Source organism: Streptomyces reniochalinae, from assembly GCF_003323735.1.
GTDB lineage: Bacteria > Actinomycetota > Actinomycetes > Streptomycetales > Streptomycetaceae > Streptomyces > Streptomyces reniochalinae.
On the sequence record NZ_QOIM01000033.1, the window covers coordinates 19667 to 37994 of the forward strand.

Consider the following 18328-nt stretch of genomic DNA (forward strand, 5'->3'; position numbering starts at 1 on the left):
GTTACTCGATCACCGGGGGCACGGAGTTGGGCCGACGGACGGGCGGAGCCTCACGCGCTGCTGAGCCATCCGAACGCGTCGCATGGCTGTCCTCCTCCGGAGGGCTGGGTATGCCATCCGTCGACGACCCATCTCCTCCATCCTCCCGAACGAGTCCGGAGCCCCCCGAAGTGAACTCACGGCCGCCACGCCTCCGGTCTGACTCCTTTTTACGGGGCGTGCCGACGATGCCTCCGGGGGTGGAAGCCACCCTCCGGCCTTGGGAGTTCTTCTTCGAGTCCGTTTCAGACGCTCGGCTACCGATCGGCGGCACTCCCGTCGGAGCACGCCTGACAGGGGTGCCGCCCTCGTTGCCGACGACCGTTCCGCGCGGGATGCCGGGAGAGTTCGGACGCGGAGTGGCACGGCTCGGCGTTCCTCCCACAATTCCGCCGGGCTGGGAGGCACGCGCGGTCCCCGAGGCGGGTCCACGGCCGGCATTCTTAGTTCCGTTGTTGGGATGCGTCATGCCCGGATGCATCATCCCGGGGCGCCCCATCGGCCCGGTGCGCCCCCCCGTGCCCTGCGGGTCCCTGGACGCAGCGTTCGTGGGCAGCCCGGTCACCGGCGAGCGCCCGGTCGGCCCTGTCGTCTGCCGTCCCGTCGGAGGCGGAGGTACTGGGCCCGGACGCATGGGAGGGGAAGACGGGCGTACCGGGCCAGGGGGCTTGGACATACCAGGACCAGTGATCCTGCCTGTCGTGGGCAGTGGTCCGGGGAGCGTCGGCGGTTGGCCAGGCCCGGTCGTAGGTCCTGGAGCGGTGGGGCCGGGAGGAGACGTAGGCGTCTGAACGGGGTCGATCGGCGTATGAGGCATCGTCGCCGTGTCGATAGCGGTGGAGACACCCGCGTCGGGGTGGAGCGGTGTTCGTACAGGGGCGTCGAGACCACTGTGCGGCTGCGTCGGATGCACAGGACTGCCGTCCGTGCCCCCGGGGTCCGTCGGGCCGCCCCACCCTCCGGGTGTGACGCTGGCGTTCCTGCTGACGGGAGTCGCCTCCTGACCAGAAGACGGAACGCCCCCTGGCCCTGACCCGCCGGGCAGGGGCTCGGCTTTCGGCACACCGATGTTCGGCATCTGCTCGAAGTGCGGAATCATCCCCTCCGCCGCTGCCATGTTCCGGCTCGAGACGTCGTAGTACGACGCGATCCGGTTCATCTGGATCAGGGCGGCGTTGTGGTTCTTCTTGTACTGCTTGTACTTGGGGTTGTCCTCGTTCCGCTTGTCCTTCGGGATCTCCTCGACATCGCGGATCTCGACCTCTTCGTCCTTGGGCATCGAGCCCTGGGTCCCTGCCAGCCCAAGACTCATCACGGAAAGCTCGGTGCTGACGGTTTCCGCGTAGCCACCCATGTGCTGGGTATTCTTGCCCAGTTGGATGGCCCACTTCTTGCAGGCCCGCTCCGCCTCGCCCTCCCATTCGGCGCGCTCGGCCTCCGTCTGTAGCCACGAGCCGGCCGACTTGATCGCCTTGGACGCGTTGTAGAGAGCGTTGGCCACCGACTCCAGGTCGGACGGCTTCGCGGTCCTGACCATGTCGAGCAGCTCGCCGAGGGACTTCTTCTCGAAGTCGGTCGTCTCCCCGGGAAGGTAGAGCACCGCGAACGGGGACATGACCAGCCCGTACCGCGCCAGGTCGCGCATGGCGATGTTCGCACCGGCGCTGGGGTTTTCCAGGTCGGGCGCCCCGGGCTTGGGCGCGCCGCCACCGTCTGTTCCACCCACGGGTATGCCTCCGTCAATTTCGCCGACGTCTGATGCTCAGTACTGGGATTGGGACTGCTCGTTTCGAGGAGCGTCGGCTTTCTTCGTCTCATTCTTGTCGTGCTTGGCCGCTTCGGCCTTCCGCTTCTCTTCTTCCAACTCCGCCTGGATCGCCCAGAAGCGCCGTTTCTCGTCCTCGTCCATCTGGTCGAAGCCCTTGTCGGCGTCGGAGACGGCGATGCCGAACATGAAGATCTGGTCGTCGAGCTTTCTGGACAGCTCGCTCAGGTGGTTGTGGACCCTGTTGTACTGCGCGAGCACGCCTGTCGCCTCGGGGAAGGCGACTTCTCCGTGGACTGAGGCCGGGGTGAGCCGTTGGGCTTCCAGCGCGAGTCGGCCGCCCGCGGAGTCCTGTAGTTCCTTCAGGGCGTCGTCGATCTTCTTCTTGAACTTCTTGAGGACTTCCTCGCCCCGCAGAAGATCAGGCTTGTTGCCCTTCGGTTCACTTTTGGGCGTGCCCTTCGGCTCGCTCATCTCGCCCTCCCCGTGCGCGTCCACCCGTCGCGGGCTCTGCTGTGGCGGCTGCCGTTGCCCACTGTGCGCTGTGTGTCACTGTAGCCACACCCTAGGTGGATCCCAACTGCAAATCCGCAGCGGGGTAGTTGTCGTAGCAGGGCTGTTGCTTGTGCGTGACACATCTCTCTTGATACCAGCGGGCACCGACATCCGACATGGCGTCGGCCCACGTGTGAGGAGGTCCTCAGCGGGTGCCTGTGCGGTGCCTGCGGCGGCGCCAGTCGCGGTAGACCAGGGAGGAGCCCGCGACGATCGCGACGAGGGTACCGCCGCCGAGGAGGACGTAGGTGCCGAGGCGTTCGTTGCGTTCCTGCTCGGTTTCGCCCAGTTCGAGTGCGGCGGGAGCCGGCTTTTCGCCGGTTTCTACGCCTTCTTGGGCGACGGGGTGGTCGATGCGCTTGCTGTCCTCGGTGAGGGCGGCCACCGGGTCGACGACGCCCCAGCCGACGAGGCGGTCGTGGCCGGGGATGGAGCGCTCGGCGGTCTGCTCGATCTGGGCGACGATGTTCTCCTGGGTCCAGCGGTCGGCGCCCTTGTCGTGTTTGGCCCGCAGGAGTGCCGCCACACCCGCCACGTAGGGGGCGGAGAAGCTGGTGCCGTTGTCGGCGCAGTGACCGCCCTTGGGGACGGTGGAGATGATGTCGACGCCGGGTGCCGCCACGTCCACGAACTCGCCCGACTGGGAGAAGGGGGCGCGCTCGTTGTTGCGGTCGGACGAGGCGACCGCGAGGACGCCGGGGTAGGAGGCGGGGTAGGTCTTCTTGACCTGGCCGCCGAGGCCGTCGTTGCCGGCGGAGGCGACGACGACGACGTCGGCGGCCAGGGCGCGCTGGACGGATCTTTCGAGTGAGGAGTCCGACTGGAGGGCTTCGGCCGTGTCCTGCGAGATGTTGATGACGTCGGCGTCGGCTTCGACGGCGTAGTCGATGGACCGGGCGAGACTTCCTGCTGTGCCGCTGCCGTTGGCGTCGTTCTGCTTGACGGGGATGATCGTCGCCTTGGGGGCCAGTCCGACGAAGCCGGTGTCGTCGGAGGGGCGGGCGGCGATGATGCCGGCGACCTTCGTGCCGTGTCCGACCTCGTCGGTGGTGGGTTTTCCGCGCGGCGTGGTGCGGCCTGTTTCGTCCTTCTTGCGCTTCTTGGGGAGGAAGTTCTTGCCGGCTCCGCCATCGACGGCGTCTGTCAGCTGTTCGTTCTCGACGTCGACGCCCGTGTCGATGACGGCGACGCGGACACCCGCGCCCTGATCGGTCTCCTGCCACAGCTCGTTGAGGAGAACCCTCTGGAGCGACCAGGGGCGGCCCTTGTAGGGCTTGGCGGGGAAGCTGCACTGTGCGCTGGTGTCCGCGGCGGCGGGCGGTGCTGCCGCGAGGGTGAGGCCGGAGGCGGTGAGGGCGGTCGCCGCGGCTGCTGCCGCCAGGCGGCGGAGCGCCGCGAGAGCCGGGGTGGAGCTGCGCATCGTCCTACCCTCCTCAGGAACCCTGCGGCTGGAGCGCGTCGCCGGTCGACAGGCGCGGCCCGGTGGGCAGGAAGGAGGCCCACTCCGCCGGGACGAGGGCGGGCTTCACCTTCTCGTAGCCGAGCCTGCGCTGCGCGTTCTGGTCCTCTTGCTGTTGCTGTTCCTCCTTGGATTTCTTCTTCTTGTCCTCACCGATGCCGGAGTCGTCGTGCGCGCTGTCGGCGTTGGCCTGCATGGCGTACCGCAGTCCGGTGTCGGTGACCAGGAACATGCCGCCGCTCCGCGTGCTGCGCCCCTTGATCTGGCGGAAGAGCTGGCCGGTGCCGGGCGTGACGTAGGCGCTGGAGGTGCCCGCGGGCAGCTGGGCGGGGAACGCCGTGCCTGACCAGGTGCTCAGAGTGGTCTTGCCGGTCTTGCCGTCCACCTTGCGCAGGACGTTGCAGGCGACGTTGCGGCTGTCGGACTGCGTGTTGGCGGAGTTGACGGCGTGTGCCTTCTGGTCGGGCCACGTCAGCGACTTGCCGTAGTACTCCTTGGTCGGGGAGAAGGCGCTGGCGTTGGCCTTGAGGGCCTGGCTGTTCTGCTGGAGCGGCAGCAGCTGCTTGGAGGAGAGCAGGAGCTGGGCCATGAAGTCGGTGATCGGCATGACCCTGCCCCGCAGTACGACGTAGTGCTGCCAGTGGTTGCCCGAGGGGGCCTGGATGACCGTGCCGACGCGGTTGGTGCGGGAGCCGAGCCCCTGGACGCCTGCGTCCGCTCCGACGGTTCCGCTGATCTGCGGGAAGGCGATGTCGTCACCCGTGTGCAGGGTGGCCAGCCACTGGCGGGAGACCCGCTGGGGTTTGCGGTTGTCCGCCAGGACGCGCAGCAGCGTCTCGTCGTTGGGGACACGGTATTTGGTGCCCTGCCTGTCGACGACGTAGAGCCGATTGTCGGGACCCTGTACGTAGATGAGTTCCCCTGCGCGCAGACGGTTGCCGCCCTCGACCTTGCCGCTGTCGCGATCGGCCAGGACGAAGGCCGCCTTCTGTACGGCACGTCCGCCCTCGCCTGGGCGCTCACAGACCGCCCAGCGCTTCTTCTGGCCCGCCTCCCCGGCTTCCGGGAGCCGGTCGGGTGCGTAGGGGATGCCCAGGGTGGCGCCGTGCGGGATGTCGCCGTTGTCGAGCACCTTCTCGTCGACTTTGACGACCTCTCCCTTGCCGGGGTCGAGGAGCAGCTTGGCGGAGGCGAGGTTGAGCACCGGGTGGAGCTGTGCTTTGCCGTCGGTCTTCAGGACGACGTAACGGGTGGTCGACTCGGAGCCGATGATGACTTTCTCCTTGGGCTTGTCCCAGCCCTCGGGTGCCTTCGGCTTGAACATGCCCCACGCCCCGAATCCGGCGAGGATGAGGGCGCCGACGACCATGCCGGGCAGAATGCCGCGCAGGGGGCGGGGCGCGCCCTCCTCCGTGCCTGTCGGTGACGGCTGGAGGAACGCCGCCACCAGCCGCTTCTTCGCGAAGGTGTAGGCGTTGAGCTCGTCGCGCCGTGATGCCATGAGTGAAAGACGCTCCCTGGAAGTCCCTGCTGTCCCCCGCACCGCCGAGGCCCTGACGGGCCCAGGACGGTCCGGAACCATCCCGCTCGCCGGACCGTATCCGGTCCACGCCGGTCCGCTCCCGGCCCGCTCTCGAACCCGTACGCGCCCACGCCCCGCCCCCGCGCGCGGAGCACGAAAAGCGAACCACGGACCACGATCGCGAACCGCGGATCGCGCCCGTCCGCTCGTGGGACACGTTCCCCGCACGGTCGCTCCACGCACAAGCGACCCCGCGCGCTCCGCACAGCGCTGGTGCCCGAGCCGGGAGCGCCCGGGAGCGCTGCCGATTGTCGGACCGGACCCCTACTATGCCCGTTGGGGATCGACTCGTGCCGCTCCGGTATCGTGATCGCCCGCCCAACGCCCCCGACGAGTGGGGTCGATTCGGACTTTTAGGGGGACTTCCGGGATGGGATCTGCGACGCGGGCGCGGGGTGCGGCGAGCACCGCGGGGCGCCCTGGGCCGGGGGCTTCCCGGCGCCCGGGGGCCGACGCGTCCGCCACGCGGGCAGCCCAGCCCCGGCCCCGGGTCCCCGCCTCGACGACGCTGCGCACCGAGTCGCGGACGAGCCGTCTCGGCCCCCTCCATCTGCAACAGCTCGTGCTGCTGGAGCTCGCCGCCGCCGTCCTGCTGATCGCGGCCGCCGTCGACCGGCTGCTGCTCGTGCCGGCCGTCGTGGTCGCCGCCGCTCTCGTGGCGCTGGCGGTCATCCGCCGTCACCAGCGCTCGCTGCGCGACTGGGGAAGCACGGTGTTGGCGTTGCGGGCCCGACGGCGCGCCGCCGCCTTGCCGTTGACGGCGGCGATGGTGCTGGACGAGGAGGGCGAGCGCGTCGACGCCGGCTTCCTGCCCCTGGTGGAGACGGCCCCGGGGCTGCGCACGTACGCGTATCTCGACAAGAAGCGGCGCACCATAGGCATGCTGGGGGACGGCACGTTCCTGACCGCGCTCGTGCGGATCGAGGCGGCACCCAGTGCGTTGCGTCCGGCGTTCGGCGCGCGTGTCCTCCCCCTGGGCCTGATGCACGACGCGCTCGACGTCGACGGGATCGCGCTGGAATCGGTGCAAATCGTCCAGCACGTCCAGCCGGCTCCCGCGCCCCACCTGCCGGACCAGTCGGTGGCGCGGCGCAGCTACGGGCCGCTACAGGAGCAGACCGGGTCGCCCGCCCTGCGGCTGACCTGGGTGGCGCTCAAATTCGACCCCGAGCTGTCACCGGAGGCGGTCGAGGCGCGCGGCGGCGGGCTGGAGGGGGCACAGCGCTGTCTGGTACGCGCGGCCGACCACCTGGCGAGCCGCGTCACGGGCGCGGGTTTCGTGGCGACGGTGCTCAACGAGCAGGAGCTGATAGCCGCGCTGTCGACCTCGGCGTGCGTCAATCCGGTGGCGACGGCCCGCGCGAGCCGGCCCGACGCGGCACCGGCGCGGCGCACGGCCGAGACGGCCCGCGCCTGGCGGTGCGACGACCGCTGGCACACCTCCTACGCGGTGGGCCGCTGGCCCGAGTTGGGGCGAGCTGCCACACCGCTGCCGCGCCTGGTGGCGCTGCTGACGTCCGTGCCGACCCTGACGACGACGTTCAGCCTGACGCTGGGCCGCTCGGCACGGCGCAGCGCCGTCACCGTCAGCGGGTACGTGCGTCTGACGGGACGTTCGGACAACGAGCTGGCCGCGGCGCGCCGCCAGCTGGAGCGGTCGGCGCGTTCGGCCCGCCTGAGCCTGCTGCGGCTCGACCGTGAGCAGCTTCCCGGCGCGCTCGCGACGCTGCCGCTGGGAGGGGTGCGCTGATGGCGAGCCGTTACGGCCAGGGCCTGCTCGGCCCGCGCCGCACCGAACACGCGGTTCCCGCGGACCATCTGGCCGCCCTGTCGCTGCCGATCGGGGACGACGGCGTGGTCGTCGGCAACGACGCGGAGGGCCGCCCCCAAGTGGTCGGCTTCCATCACCCGAGGCCGTACGACGTGGTGCTCGTCGGCGGACTGTGGACGGCACAGGTGCTGGCGCTGCGGCTCGCCGGCACGGGCGCCCGGGTCGCGGTGGAGACCGGCCGCGCCCACGTGTGGACGAACCTGGTGCAGGCGGCGGGCGCCGGGCAGGAGTGCATCACGCTCTACGACGTCGGACGCGTGCCGCCGATGGGGCCCACGGTGAGCAGTCCGGTGCTGGTCGTCCGCGACTGCGGGATGCGGCCACCGCGCGGCCGGGTCGCCTCCATGCCGTGGCAGTCGGTGCTGACCCTGCTGCCGTATCTGAGCCCGGTGGCCCCTCGCCTGCTCCGGGGCGCGGGGCTGGCCGGAATCCAGCGAGTGTCGCCCGACGAGGCCCAGCAGATCGGCCGCATCATGCAGCTTCCGCAGCAGGACGTGGACGCGCTGTCCACGCTGGGCGACGGCGTCACCCTGTGGTGCACGCGCCGCGAGCGGAGTTACGCGCTGACGCAGCCGACGGACGCCGAGTCGGGGCTCCTGGGGACGGCGCGGCGGCTCGACTGAGCGTCCGACCGCGGACCGCACTCCCGTAGCGGTAGTTGTGATGATTAGGCTGGATGGACGCGCGTGGGCGGGCGCGCGGCAAAACCGGGGTGAATGACCACAGCAGGAGGCATTGTGAGCAGCGACCGGGACGAGATCCGCGTCCGCGGGACCATGCCCGGCTCGGATCAGCTCGACGCGGAAGCGGATGCCGAGAGCGAGGTGGAGTCGACGGGCCAGTTCACCATCGACTACACACCGCCCGCCTGGTACACGCAGGACGCGAGTGGCGGCCGACCGGAGCCCGAGGCGCCCTCGGGGAGCGCGGCCGGGACGGACAGCGCGGAGTCCTCAGCAGGCGGGGCGGAGGGCGCCGATGCGCGTGCCCAACAGGGCGACTGGTGGGCGAGTTCGCCCACACCGCCGCCCCCGCCCACCGCGCCACCCGCCCCCGACACGGCCCCTGGCGTCGGCGCAACAGGCAGTGCGGGCCCCGAATCCGAACTGCCCGCTTTTCCCCCGCTCCAGCCGTTCGGCGAGCAGAACGCCCCGGAGGGGGACAGTGACGCTCCAGTGCGGGAAAGCGACGCTTCGGCGCGGGATTCCGACGCTTCCGTGCGGGACTCCGACGCTTCGGTGCTGGACAGCGGAGACGAGGCGGCAGGGACGAGTGACAACGAGGCGGACGTACTGAACTCCGCCCCCGCTCCCTCCGCCGAGTTCGCCGATGTGCCCGCCGAGGAGGGCGGTGCCCTCGCACCGCAGGCGGCTCGGGCGGGCGAGCAGACGGACGAGGCGGACGACGGGCTGGGGCCCGACTCCTTCGGCGCGGACTCGCCCGGCATCTCCGAGCAGTCGACGCCCGGGCCCGTGCCGGGAACAGGCGAGCGCGACAACGACGCGGACCCCGCTGTCCGGGACGACGTCGCACCGCCGTCCGGCTCCGGCGACGCGGAGGACTACGAGACGCAGCAAGAGGAGCGGGAGGGCGAGGCGACCGGCACCGCTGAAGCGGACGACGTCACGCCGAGTTGGCGCCACTCGTCGGGCGCGGATTCCGAGGAGCCTCAGGAGACGCCGGAAGAGCGCCCGGAGACGCCGGCACGGGCACAGAGCGAGGACGGCGCGACCATGCGCTTCTCCGCGTCCGAGCTGCGCCGGGAGATCGCCGCCTACGCGGAGCAGGAAGAGCGCAGGCAGGACGAGGCCACCGCAGCAGCCGACGACTCCCAGGACGTGGCCGTCCCTGACGGCGAGGAGCGTACGGACAGCGGGCGGGAGCCGCAGGACGCGATTCCCGCCTCCTACGATTTCGACCTGGAGGCCCCCTCTTCGGAGCGCCGCTACGACGCTTCGCACGCGCCTGCACCCGCCGAGCCGCGGGACGCGGAACCGCAGGACGAGGTGCCGCCTCACCCCCTCACTCCCGCCCCGCCGCAAGGGGCGGCCCCCTGGTCCGCCTCCCCCGCCGCCGACAGCTCGCCGGCTGCCGGCCCGAGCGGTACGGCGGGCGGTGCGGCTGGTGCACAGTCACTTCCGCCGCTGCCGCCGGACTTCCAGCCCGCGGCACCCGCGCCGCCCGCGCCGGCCGCCGACCCGGCGCGCACCGACGCCCCTGCCTCCCCTCCCGCGCCGCAGCAGCCTCAACAGCCGCCGCAGCCCGGTCTCCAGGGGCAGCAGCAGGGGCCTCAGTACGGACAGGAGAGCCGCTACGGCTACCCGCAGGCCCCGGCGGCACAGCAGCAGCCCCACGGTGGTGCCGCGGTACCGCCCGCACAGTCGGCGGGGCAACCGCAGGGACAGCCGGGCTACCCGTCGCCGCAGCAGCAGGCGCAGCCGGGTCAGCCGGAGTACGGGCAGCAGCAACTGCCCGTGCCTCCGCAGGGCCGGCCCGGACAGTATCCGGCCCCGGGAGAGAGCCACCTCCCCGGACAGCCCGTTCCGCCGCAGCAGCAACAACCGCAGCAACAGCTGCCGCAGCACCAGCAACCGCCGCAGCCCCAACTGCCGGCCCAAGGGCAGGCCCAAGGCCAGGGGCAGGCCCAGCCGCCTGCCTCCCCGGCACATCCGGTGCCGAATCCCCAAGCACAGCCCCAGGCGCAGCACCCGGCACAACCCCCGGCGCAGCACCCCGCTCACCCCCAGGGCCAGCTACCGGCTCAGCCGCAGGCTCCGGTCCAGCCGCACCCGGGCCCTGTGGACCCGCGGCGGATGGACCAGTCGGGCTCGCCGCTGGGGTACACGGCAGCGGTCGAGCTGTCCTCTGACCGGCTGATCAACAGCAAGAAGAAGCCGCGTCCTCAGTCGGGCAACAAGGGCGGACGCTTCCGGTTCGGTGCCAAGAAGGAGGAGGCGGAGCGGCAGCGGAAGCTGGATTTGATCCGCACTCCGGTGCTGTCGTGCTACCGGATCGCCGTCATCAGCCTCAAGGGCGGCGTCGGCAAGACGACGACGACAACGGCTCTGGGGTCCACGCTCGCCACCGAGCGCCAGGACAAGGTCATCGCCATCGACGCGAACCCGGACGCGGGCACGCTGGGCCGCCGGGTTCGCCGTGAGACGGGCGCGACGATCCGCGACCTGGTGACGGCGATCCCGTACATCAACAGCTACATGGACATCCGCAGGTTCACCTCGCAGGCTCCGTCCGGCCTGGAGATCCTGGCGAACGACGTCGACCCGGCGATCTCGACGACGTTCAACGACGACGACTACCGGCGCGTCATCGACATCCTGGGCAAGCAGTACCCGATCATCCTGACGGACTCGGGCACGGGCCTGCTGTACTCGGCCATGCGGGGAGTGCTCGACCTGGCCGACCAGTTGATCATCATCTCCACCCCGTCCGTGGACGGGGCGAGCAGCGCGAGCACCACGCTGGACTGGCTGGCCGCACACGGCTATTCGGACCTCGTGCAGCGGAGCATCACCGTGATCTCCGGGGTGCGGGAGACCGGAAAGATGATCAGGGTCGAGGACATCGTCTCCCACTTCGAGACGCGCTGCCGCGGCGTGGTGACCGTCCCGTTCGACGAGCACCTGTCGGCCGGTGCCGAGCTCGATCTGAACATGATGCGGCCGCGCACGAGGGAGGCGTACTTCAACCTGTCCGCGATGATCGCCGAGGACTTCGTGCGTGCTCAGCGCGAGCAGGGGCTGTGGACGGCGGACGGCAATCCCCCGCCGCAACTCGCCCCGCCGATGCCCGGTCAAGGCGGTGTGCCAGGCCAGGCCCCGATGGGGCAGCCCGGCGCTCCCGCACCCGGCGCCCAGCCGCCCGCTCAGCAACAGCCCCCCTACGGTGGGGGCCCCGGCTACGGATACCCCGGCCCGCCCGGCGGCGCGGGCCGGCCCGGGCAGCCCCAACCCGGCAGCGGCTGGCAGCAGTAGCCACCGGCCCGGCCCGGAACGCGGCTGAGCCTGGGCCGGGTGCCATCTCACACCAAGGGGCCTGCGGAGACATCCGCAGGCCCCTCGGTGCGGGAGAGTTCAGCTCCCGTCAGCCGCCGCGACCTTCGCCCGGGCCTCGTCCACGTCCTGCGCCATCCGTGCCGTGAGCGCGCCGAGCGTGTCGAACCTCTCCTGGCCCCGGATGTAGTCGAGGAAGTCGACCCCTACGTGCATGCCGTACAGGTCGAGGTCGACGCGGTCGATCGCATACGCCTCGACGGTGCGCTCGGTGCCCTCGAACTGCGGGTTCGTCCCGACGGAGATCGCCGCGGGCATGGCCTCGCCCTCGACCGTGAGCCAGCCGGCGTACACGCCGTCGGCGGGGACGGCGGTGTGCGCGAGCGTGTCGAGGTTCGCCGTGGGGTAGCCCAGGTCGCGGCCGCGCTGCGCTCCTCGCACCACGATCCCCTCGACCCGGTGCGGACGGCCCAGCACTTCGGCGGCGCCGCGCACATCGCCCTCTCCGACCAGCCGCCGCGCCATGGTGGAGGAGAACGCCTCACCACTGCGGTCACGCTCGAAGAGGTCGACGACGATCACCTCGTAGTCGTAGGTCTCCCCCAGTTCGGCGAGGAACTCCACGGTGCCTGCCGCCTTGTGGCCGAAACGGAAGTTGGGCCCCTCTACGACGCTGCGCGCGTGGAGCTTGTCCACGAGGACCTTCACCACGAAGTCGGCGGGCGAGAGCTGGGAGAACTCGGCGGTGAAGGGCAGCACGAGGACGGCGTCCACGCCCAGTTCGCCCATGAGTTCCGCACGCCTGTGGTGCGGCGCCAGCAGCGGAGGGTGGCTTCCCGCCCGCACCACCTCGCTGGGATGCGGGTCGAAGGTGACAGCGACCGCGGGCACCCCCAGCTCCCTGGCGCGCTGCACCGCCTTCCCGATGATGAGCTGGTGCCCCCGGTGCACCCCGTCGTACGAGCCGATGGTGACGACGCTGCGCCCCCAGCCCTCGGGGATGTCCTCCAAGCCACGCCAGCGCTGCACGTCTGCTCCTCGTCGCTACCTGGTTCGCCAGTGTCTTCAGCCGATGGTGATGACGATCGGTCTCGCCGGTCCAAGGGTGCCATGCCGTGCGCCTGAGCCCCGCACGGACCCACCTCCAGGGCCGGTCGGGGGACCCCCGAGGGGCAGGCGGCAGCGGCCCGCAGAGCCGCTCCTCGGGCGGTCGTTCCGCCGCCGGGTCACCCGGACCGTTCAGGGGCGAGCCGGGCAAGCGTCCGGTCGAAGGCGGCGGCACCCCGCGCGGTGGTGCCCATGCGGAGCCCGATCCGCCGTACCAGCTGATCCTCCGGGTTCTCACCCCCCTGTCGAGGGGCCGGCACCGTCGTGCCCCGCATCACCGCCTCCAGCGCGGCCTCCAGGACGGAGGTTTCGGACTCGCCGGCCACCAGCAGGTCGAGCAGTTCGTCGCGGAGGCGGCCTCGTCCGGCACCGAGCGTACGAGCCAGCCGCGTACGGAACGCGGTCCCCTGGTCGCGCAGCAGCTCCCCCACCAAGGGGCGCAGCACCGCGCGGGCGGCGGGACCATGGCGGAGCCTGATCGCCACATAGGCGGCCACATCCTCGCAGGCCGGCCAGGGGCTCACCGCGGCGTGCTGCCGTACCAGCGTCGCCGCCCGCCGGGCGAGAGCGGGGGTACGCAGGCAGGCGAGGGACCGTACCGCCTGGGAGCGCGCCGCGGCGGAGGCGGGATCGGTCAAGAGCGTGTGGAAGGCGGCGAACACCTGCTCCGGGTGGGTCGTACACGCGTTGCCGAGCGCGGCGGCCAGTTCGCTGCCGCCTGTCTCGGCGAAACGCCGCAGCGCGGCCTCCAGGTGGCGCGGACGGCTGCGCGGATCACGGACGAGGACGGTGAGCGCGACCTCGTGGGAGTCGTGGATCCGCGCGCGACTCAGCGGCGCGCGGGCGGCCCGGCGCAGCGACTCGCGGTCGCTCTCCGTGCCGTTCCGGCGGGCGAGCCGTAGCGCGTAGGTGGCGGACGTCACCGCCCGCTGGTCGCGCGGGTCCCGTGCCCACCGGTGCACCGCTGTGCACAGCGCGGAGGGTTCGTCGTCGGCCAGCTCGGCGAGCAGGTCGTCGGCGCGGGGATGCGCGGCCGCCGCGAGCGCGTCACACAGCTCGTCCACGGCGCGCCCGCGGTGGGTGTGCAGGAGCGCCTGCGCGGCCCCTGCGACGGTGGGCGGGGGCTCGATCCGCATGTCGGCCCGTCTGCGCAGCGGCCGCAGGTCGCTGAACCACTCGCACAGCAGTGGCTGGAGAGTGCGGGGCTCGGCTGCCAGCAGTTCGCCCAGTACGTCCACGTACCGGTCCCGGCGGCGGCCCTGGCCCCGCCCCAGAGCGTCCGCGGGCGGGTCGGCGGGCAGCAGCAGGCGCAGCAGCTCCGCCTTGGGGGCGGCCCTCAACGGCAGCGCACGCCAGAAGCCGGGCCCGAGCCCTTCCTCCGTCGCGGCGTCGGACTCCCCGCCGGGCTCGCGGCCGGCCACGTGCTCGGCCAGGCTCCTGAGCACCCGCGCATACGGACGCGCGTCCGGCATCCGCCGCAGTGTCTCTGACAGCAGGCGCGCGGCCCACCACGCCGCGTCGGTGTCCGTGCGGCCTGCTCCGAGGGCGCCCACCAGCCGCCGCAGGCGTGGCGCGAGGGCTTCCGGACCCTCCCTGCGGTCGCACAGCAGGAGCGCCTGGACAACGGGCCCGATCCGGTGTCGCGGCACGGGCGCCGCGACAGCACCGCTCCTGCGGTGCACGAGCCTCTCCAACGCCGCGTCGAGCAGCAGATGGCCGCCCTGGAGCCAGTCGGCGAGTTCCTCGTCCACGAAGCGGTATCCGTCGCCCGCCGGGGCGAGGGCGCCCTCCGCGAGCACGGCGGAGGCCCATCCGCCGCCCCAGGGGAAGAGCTCGTCGAAGAGCGCACGGCTCAACTCGCCGCCTCCGTCTTCCAGGCAGCGCCGCGCGGCGTCGTGCAGCCGGCCCGACACCCGCGCGGCCAGCCTGCGGACGGTCGCGGGGCGTGGTGCCGCGGGGAGCGGCGCCGCCCGGCGTGGCGTCGCTGGGTCCCCTTCCGCAGTGCGGCTTCCGCCGGCGTCGGCCGCCGTCGCGTCGCTTCCCGCCCCCCGAGAGGCGAGACGGTGTGCGACGCGCAGACAGAGCAGGTCGAAGAACGCGGAGAGGATCTCGTGCCGGGCCGGCCGCGGCACCGTCCCCGTTCCCCGCGACGGGCGCGCGCTCCCGGCGTACAACGACTCGGAGGCGCCTCCCCCGGACAGCGACTCGGGCGCACCTTCCGCGGACAGGGACTCGCTTCCCTCCCGCTGCCGCTCGGCGCTCTCGCCGCCACGGAGGCCCTGTGCGGCACGTACCTGGGCGAGCATCCGAATGGCCAGAGGGTGCCCCGCGTCGCGGGGCCCCAGGGCATCGTCGGGCAAGCCGTACGCGGCACGGACGCGGGCGGCCTGGTGCGGCGACAGCGCGCCCAGCCGGACACTTCCGGCAGCCCCCGGCGCGGTGAACAGCATGTCCGGAGGGAACAGCGGTCCCGTCTGCTCCCAGTAAGCGGGACGGCAGGCCACGGCGATCCGCACGCCGGTCGTGCGCAGCCAGCCGGCGGTGCGCTGAACCCACTGGCGCAGCCGCGAGGCGAGGAAAGGCGGCATCTCTTCCGGCGCGTCCAGGAGGACCAGCAACGGACGACCCGCCGCACGTGCCAGACGGGCCGCCACGTCGGGATCCGTGTCACGGGGGTCACCTGTGCCGGATGTGCCGTCCGGGGCCCCCGCGCGGGCGTCGGGTGAACAAGCGGCGAGGTCCCGGCCTGCCGCTGCGAGGGCGCGGCCGACGGCGTCCCGCAGACCGCCGTCGTCCGGCCGCAGATCGGCGCCGCGCAGCCAGACGCTGGGAGCGGGGACGGTGCCGCGCGCACGGCGGGCGGCGAGGGCGGCCAGCTCGGTGGTGCGCCCCGCGCCGGGGTCGCCGGTCAGGGCGATGACGGTGGCCGGGCTGCACGCGAACCGGTCGAGCGTGTCGGCCACCAGGGGCCGGGCGACCGCGTGCGCGCAGCGCTCCGTCGCGCGGCTCACCGAGGCCGCGGCCAGCCGCAGTACCCCGGCCAGGTTCAGGTCGGGTCCGAATCCGGGCGCACAGGCTGCGTTGCGCCGCAGCAGCAGGCCGAGCGGCCCGTCGGGCGTGAGCTCGGCGGCGGCGTGCAGCGGCACCGCGAGGGCGGGGGAGGCCCCTTGGGGGGTGTGCAGGGCGGTGCCCAGGACACCGAGGACGGCGCTGGTGGCCGAGTCCACGACGGGGGCGCCTGTCGCCCTGCTGGACAGCCGCAGACGGGTGCGGTCCGCCTCGGGCAGGTCGAGCCTGAGCAGGCGCTCCAGCCGGTGGTGGCGGACGGTGGAGGTGTAGACGGCGCCCGAGGGCCCGCTCAGGGTGGCGGAGACGGTGCCGTCAGGGGTGAGCAGGCCGACCGGGCCGCCCGCGTGCGGGCGCTCGCGTCCGATCACCAGCGGCGCGAGATCAAGTCCCTGGGTGCGGACGAGCGCCAGGTCCCACTCGGGCAGCTGGGTGATGTCGCCGTCCGCTGCCAGGCAGGTGCCGGTGCCCGCGTGGAGGACGACCTCGGCCAGGCCGTCCACGGCTTCGTGGCTGGTGACGACGGTGCCCAACTCGTCGGCGAGGAAGCCGACCCCGCGCTCCCGGCCCGCCAGGTCGCACACGCGCACCAGCGTCAGTCTGCCGCACACCGCCGACATCCGTGCACCTCCGCGCCGACCCCGCCCACCTCGCAGACTCGACCGTAGAGCGGTGCTGGTCAGCGGCGACAGGTCCGGCACGAAAAGCGCCCCCGTCCGCGCCCGCGCTGCACACCGAGCGCCCGCCCGACCGGGTGAAGCGATGTCCCCCACACGAAGACGAAGGCACATCCGTCTCCCGCGGAACCGTCACCCCACGGAGACTCGCGAGAAGGCACGGCCGGCTCAGGCAGCGCCGTCACCCACACGAAGACGGAAGCGAAGACGAAGGTACGGCCGGCCCAGGCAGCGCCCTCACCCACACGAAGACGGGGAGGTCGCCGACGCGGTGGCCGGCGCAGCGCGGGGCGACGGCGGCCACAAGCGTCCTCACACGAAGACGGCCAGGCTCCTGGCCCTGCCGTCCCGCTGCTCCACCAGAGCGACGAACCGCTCCCCGGGAGCGAATACCGCGACAGGGCCGGGGCCGAACTGCGCCGCCGGCATGCGCAGTTGCACGCCGTTCCCGATACGGCGCGCCTGGTCCTCGTCGACGTCCCAGCGGGGGAACGCCGCCGCCGCGGCCTGCCCCAGCGGGACGACGGGCAGCGGCTCTTCCGCGTCCACCCGCTCCTGGAGCTGTGCCAGCGTGTGCGCGCCGTCCAGCCCGTAAGGGCCGACGCGCGTGCGCCGCAGTGCTGTCAGATGGCCGCCCGTACCGAGTGCCGCTCCCAGGTCTCGGGCGAGCGCCCGCACATACGTGCCGGACGAGCAGACCACCGAGACCAGCAGGTCGGTGACCGGGGTACCGTCCTCGGCCTCCTCCTCGCGCACGTCGTGCACCAGGAACGAGGAGACGGTGACCGGCCGCGCCGCCAGTTCCACCTCCTCGCCCTCACGCACCCGCGCGTAAGCACGCTTGCCGTCGACCTTGACGGCGCTGACCGCTGAGGGGACCTGCTCGATCCGGCCCGTCAGCGCGGCCACGGCGGCGTCCACACGCGCCCGCTCCAGTCCCTTGGCACCCCTGGCGCCGGTGATCTCGCCCTCCGCGTCCTCGGTCACCGTCTCCTGGCCGAGCCGGACGGTGGCCACGTACTCCTTCTCGGTGAGGGCGAGGTGCCCGAGCAGCCGGGTCGCCCGCTCGGTGCCGAGGACGAGTACGCCCGTCGCCATCGGGTCGAGCGTGCCGGCGTGCCCGACGCGCCGAGTGCGCGCCATACCGCGCAGCTTGGCCACGACGTCGTGCGAGGTGAACCCGGCGGGCTTGTCGACGATGATCAGTCCGCCGGGGCCGTTGTCTCTCTTGCGTGCCACGGTTCAGGCGCTCTCGTCCTCGCCGTCGGCACCGTCCTGGGAACCGTCGGCCTCGGACTCGCCCGGCTTGCGGTACGGGTCCGCCTCCCCGGCGTACGAGGCGCCCGAGGAAGCCTTGCGCACCTCCTCGTCGGCGGCGCGGGCGCGGGCGAGCGCGTCGTCGATCGTCTTGGCGTTCTCCGGCAGCGCGTCCGCCACGAACGCCAGGCTCGGCGTGTGCTTGATGCCCGCCGCCCGGCCCACCGCCGTGCGGAGCACGCCCTTGGCGCTCTCCAGCCCGGCCGCGGCCGCCTTGCGGTCCTCGTCGTCACCGTAAACGGTGTAGAAGACCGTCGCTTCCCTCAGGTCACCGGTGACCCGGGTGTCCGTGACGGTCACATGTGTGCCGAGCCGCGGGTCCTTGATCCCCCGGTGCAGCTTCTCCGCGACCACCTCACGGATGAGGTCCGCCAGCCTCTGGGCCCGTGCGTTGTCGGCCACTGGTCCGTCTCCTTGCTCCGCGCCGCCCGCTCGCACGCGAGGCGGCTTCCTGCGTCTGTTCGCGTTCCCGCGTATGTTTCCCACTCCGTGGGCCCAGGGCCCCGTACGGGCACGGGCCCCGGATGTCCGTCCGTATCCAGGTTCGGGCCCGGTGCCGGTAGAGGCCCCGAGGCCGGTTCCGGAAGTCCGGGTGTCTCGCTTCCGGCTGCCTACTCGTCGTCTTCGCCGTGGAACCGCCGCCGGACGGACAGCAACTCCACTTCGGGGCGTGCCGCGACCAGCCGCTCGCAGCGGTCGAGCACGTCGGTCAGGTGCCCCGCGTCCCCGGAGACCGCCGCCAGACCGATGCGGGCCCTGCGGTAGAGGTTTTGCTCACCCGTCTCCGCCACGCTCACCGCGTACTTGCGCTGCAACTCGGCGAGGACGGGGCGGACGACGGAGCGCTTCTCCTTGAGCGAGTGCACGTCGCCGAGAAGCAGATCGAAGGACAGCGTCCCTACGTACATACAGTGCGGGTC

Annotated in this window: 12 protein-coding genes; 3 read left to right on the forward strand and 9 right to left on the reverse strand. The window is 72.3% G+C overall.

Features of this window, described 5'->3' with window-relative positions:
• Position 1: 1 nt before the first annotated feature.
• The 4 genes from DQ392_RS34070 to eccB form a co-directional block, all read right to left on the reverse strand.
• Positions 2 to 1765 (reverse strand): hypothetical protein, encoded by a 1764-nt coding sequence (locus DQ392_RS34070; RefSeq protein ID WP_147266525.1) that lies wholly within the window; start codon positions 1763 to 1765, stop codon positions 2 to 4.
• Positions 1766 to 1801: 36 nt separating this feature from the next.
• Positions 1802 to 2278, reverse strand: a complete 477-nt coding sequence (locus DQ392_RS13525; RefSeq protein WP_114015836.1) for a hypothetical protein — start codon at positions 2276 to 2278, stop codon at positions 1802 to 1804.
• A gap of 226 nt (positions 2279 to 2504) precedes the next feature.
• Positions 2505 to 3779, reverse strand: coding sequence for a type VII secretion-associated serine protease mycosin (gene mycP, locus DQ392_RS13530; RefSeq protein ID WP_114015837.1), 1275 nt, complete (start codon positions 3777 to 3779; stop codon positions 2505 to 2507).
• A gap of 13 nt (positions 3780 to 3792) precedes the next feature.
• Positions 3793 to 5319 (reverse strand): type VII secretion protein EccB, encoded by a 1527-nt coding sequence (eccB, locus tag DQ392_RS13535; protein WP_114015838.1) that lies wholly within the window; start codon positions 5317 to 5319, stop codon positions 3793 to 3795.
• A 451-nt stretch (positions 5320 to 5770) separates the two neighbouring features.
• On the opposite strand from eccB, the gene eccE reads away from it, so the two are divergent.
• The 3 genes from eccE (at position 5771) to DQ392_RS35820 (ending at position 11223) form a co-directional block, all read left to right on the forward strand.
• Positions 5771 to 7150 carry a type VII secretion protein EccE gene (eccE, locus tag DQ392_RS13540; protein ID WP_114015839.1) on the forward strand — a complete coding sequence of 460 codons (1380 nt, stop codon included), beginning with the start codon at positions 5771 to 5773 and terminating at the stop codon, positions 7148 to 7150.
• Positions 7150 to 7854 (forward strand): hypothetical protein, encoded by a 705-nt coding sequence (locus DQ392_RS13545; RefSeq protein WP_114015840.1) that lies wholly within the window; start codon positions 7150 to 7152, stop codon positions 7852 to 7854. The genes eccE and DQ392_RS13545 overlap by 1 nt, the downstream gene beginning before the upstream one ends.
• Before the next feature lie 114 nt (positions 7855 to 7968).
• Positions 7969 to 11223 carry an SCO5717 family growth-regulating ATPase gene (locus DQ392_RS35820; protein ID WP_147266526.1) on the forward strand — a complete coding sequence of 1085 codons (3255 nt, stop codon included), beginning with the start codon at positions 7969 to 7971 and terminating at the stop codon, positions 11221 to 11223.
• Positions 11224 to 11322: 99 nt separating this feature from the next.
• Here DQ392_RS35820 and DQ392_RS13555 read toward each other — a convergent pair whose 3' ends face one another.
• The 5 genes from DQ392_RS13555 to DQ392_RS13575 all read right to left on the reverse strand — a co-directional run bounded on the left by DQ392_RS13555 (position 11323) and on the right by DQ392_RS13575 (position 18316).
• Positions 11323 to 12270 (reverse strand): bifunctional riboflavin kinase/FAD synthetase, encoded by a 948-nt coding sequence (locus DQ392_RS13555; protein ID WP_114015842.1) that lies wholly within the window; start codon positions 12268 to 12270, stop codon positions 11323 to 11325.
• A 197-nt stretch (positions 12271 to 12467) separates the two neighbouring features.
• Entirely contained in the window at positions 12468 to 16034 is a 3567-nt protein-coding gene (locus tag DQ392_RS13560; RefSeq protein ID WP_114015843.1) for a serine protease, read from the reverse strand.
• Between the two features lie 369 nt (positions 16035 to 16403).
• Positions 16404 to 17330: a tRNA pseudouridine(55) synthase TruB gene (truB, locus tag DQ392_RS13565; protein WP_114015844.1), complete on the reverse strand. Its 927-nt coding sequence runs from the start codon at positions 17328 to 17330 to the stop codon at positions 16404 to 16406.
• A gap of 3 nt (positions 17331 to 17333) precedes the next feature.
• Complete coding sequence (gene rbfA / locus DQ392_RS13570) at positions 17334 to 17810, reverse strand: 30S ribosome-binding factor RbfA (RefSeq protein WP_114015845.1); 477 nt, start codon at positions 17808 to 17810, stop codon at positions 17334 to 17336.
• Positions 17811 to 18019: 209 nt separating this feature from the next.
• Positions 18020 to 18316, reverse strand: a complete 297-nt coding sequence (locus tag DQ392_RS13575; protein ID WP_114015846.1) for a DUF503 domain-containing protein — start codon at positions 18314 to 18316, stop codon at positions 18020 to 18022.
• Positions 18317 to 18328 lie beyond the last annotated feature (12 nt).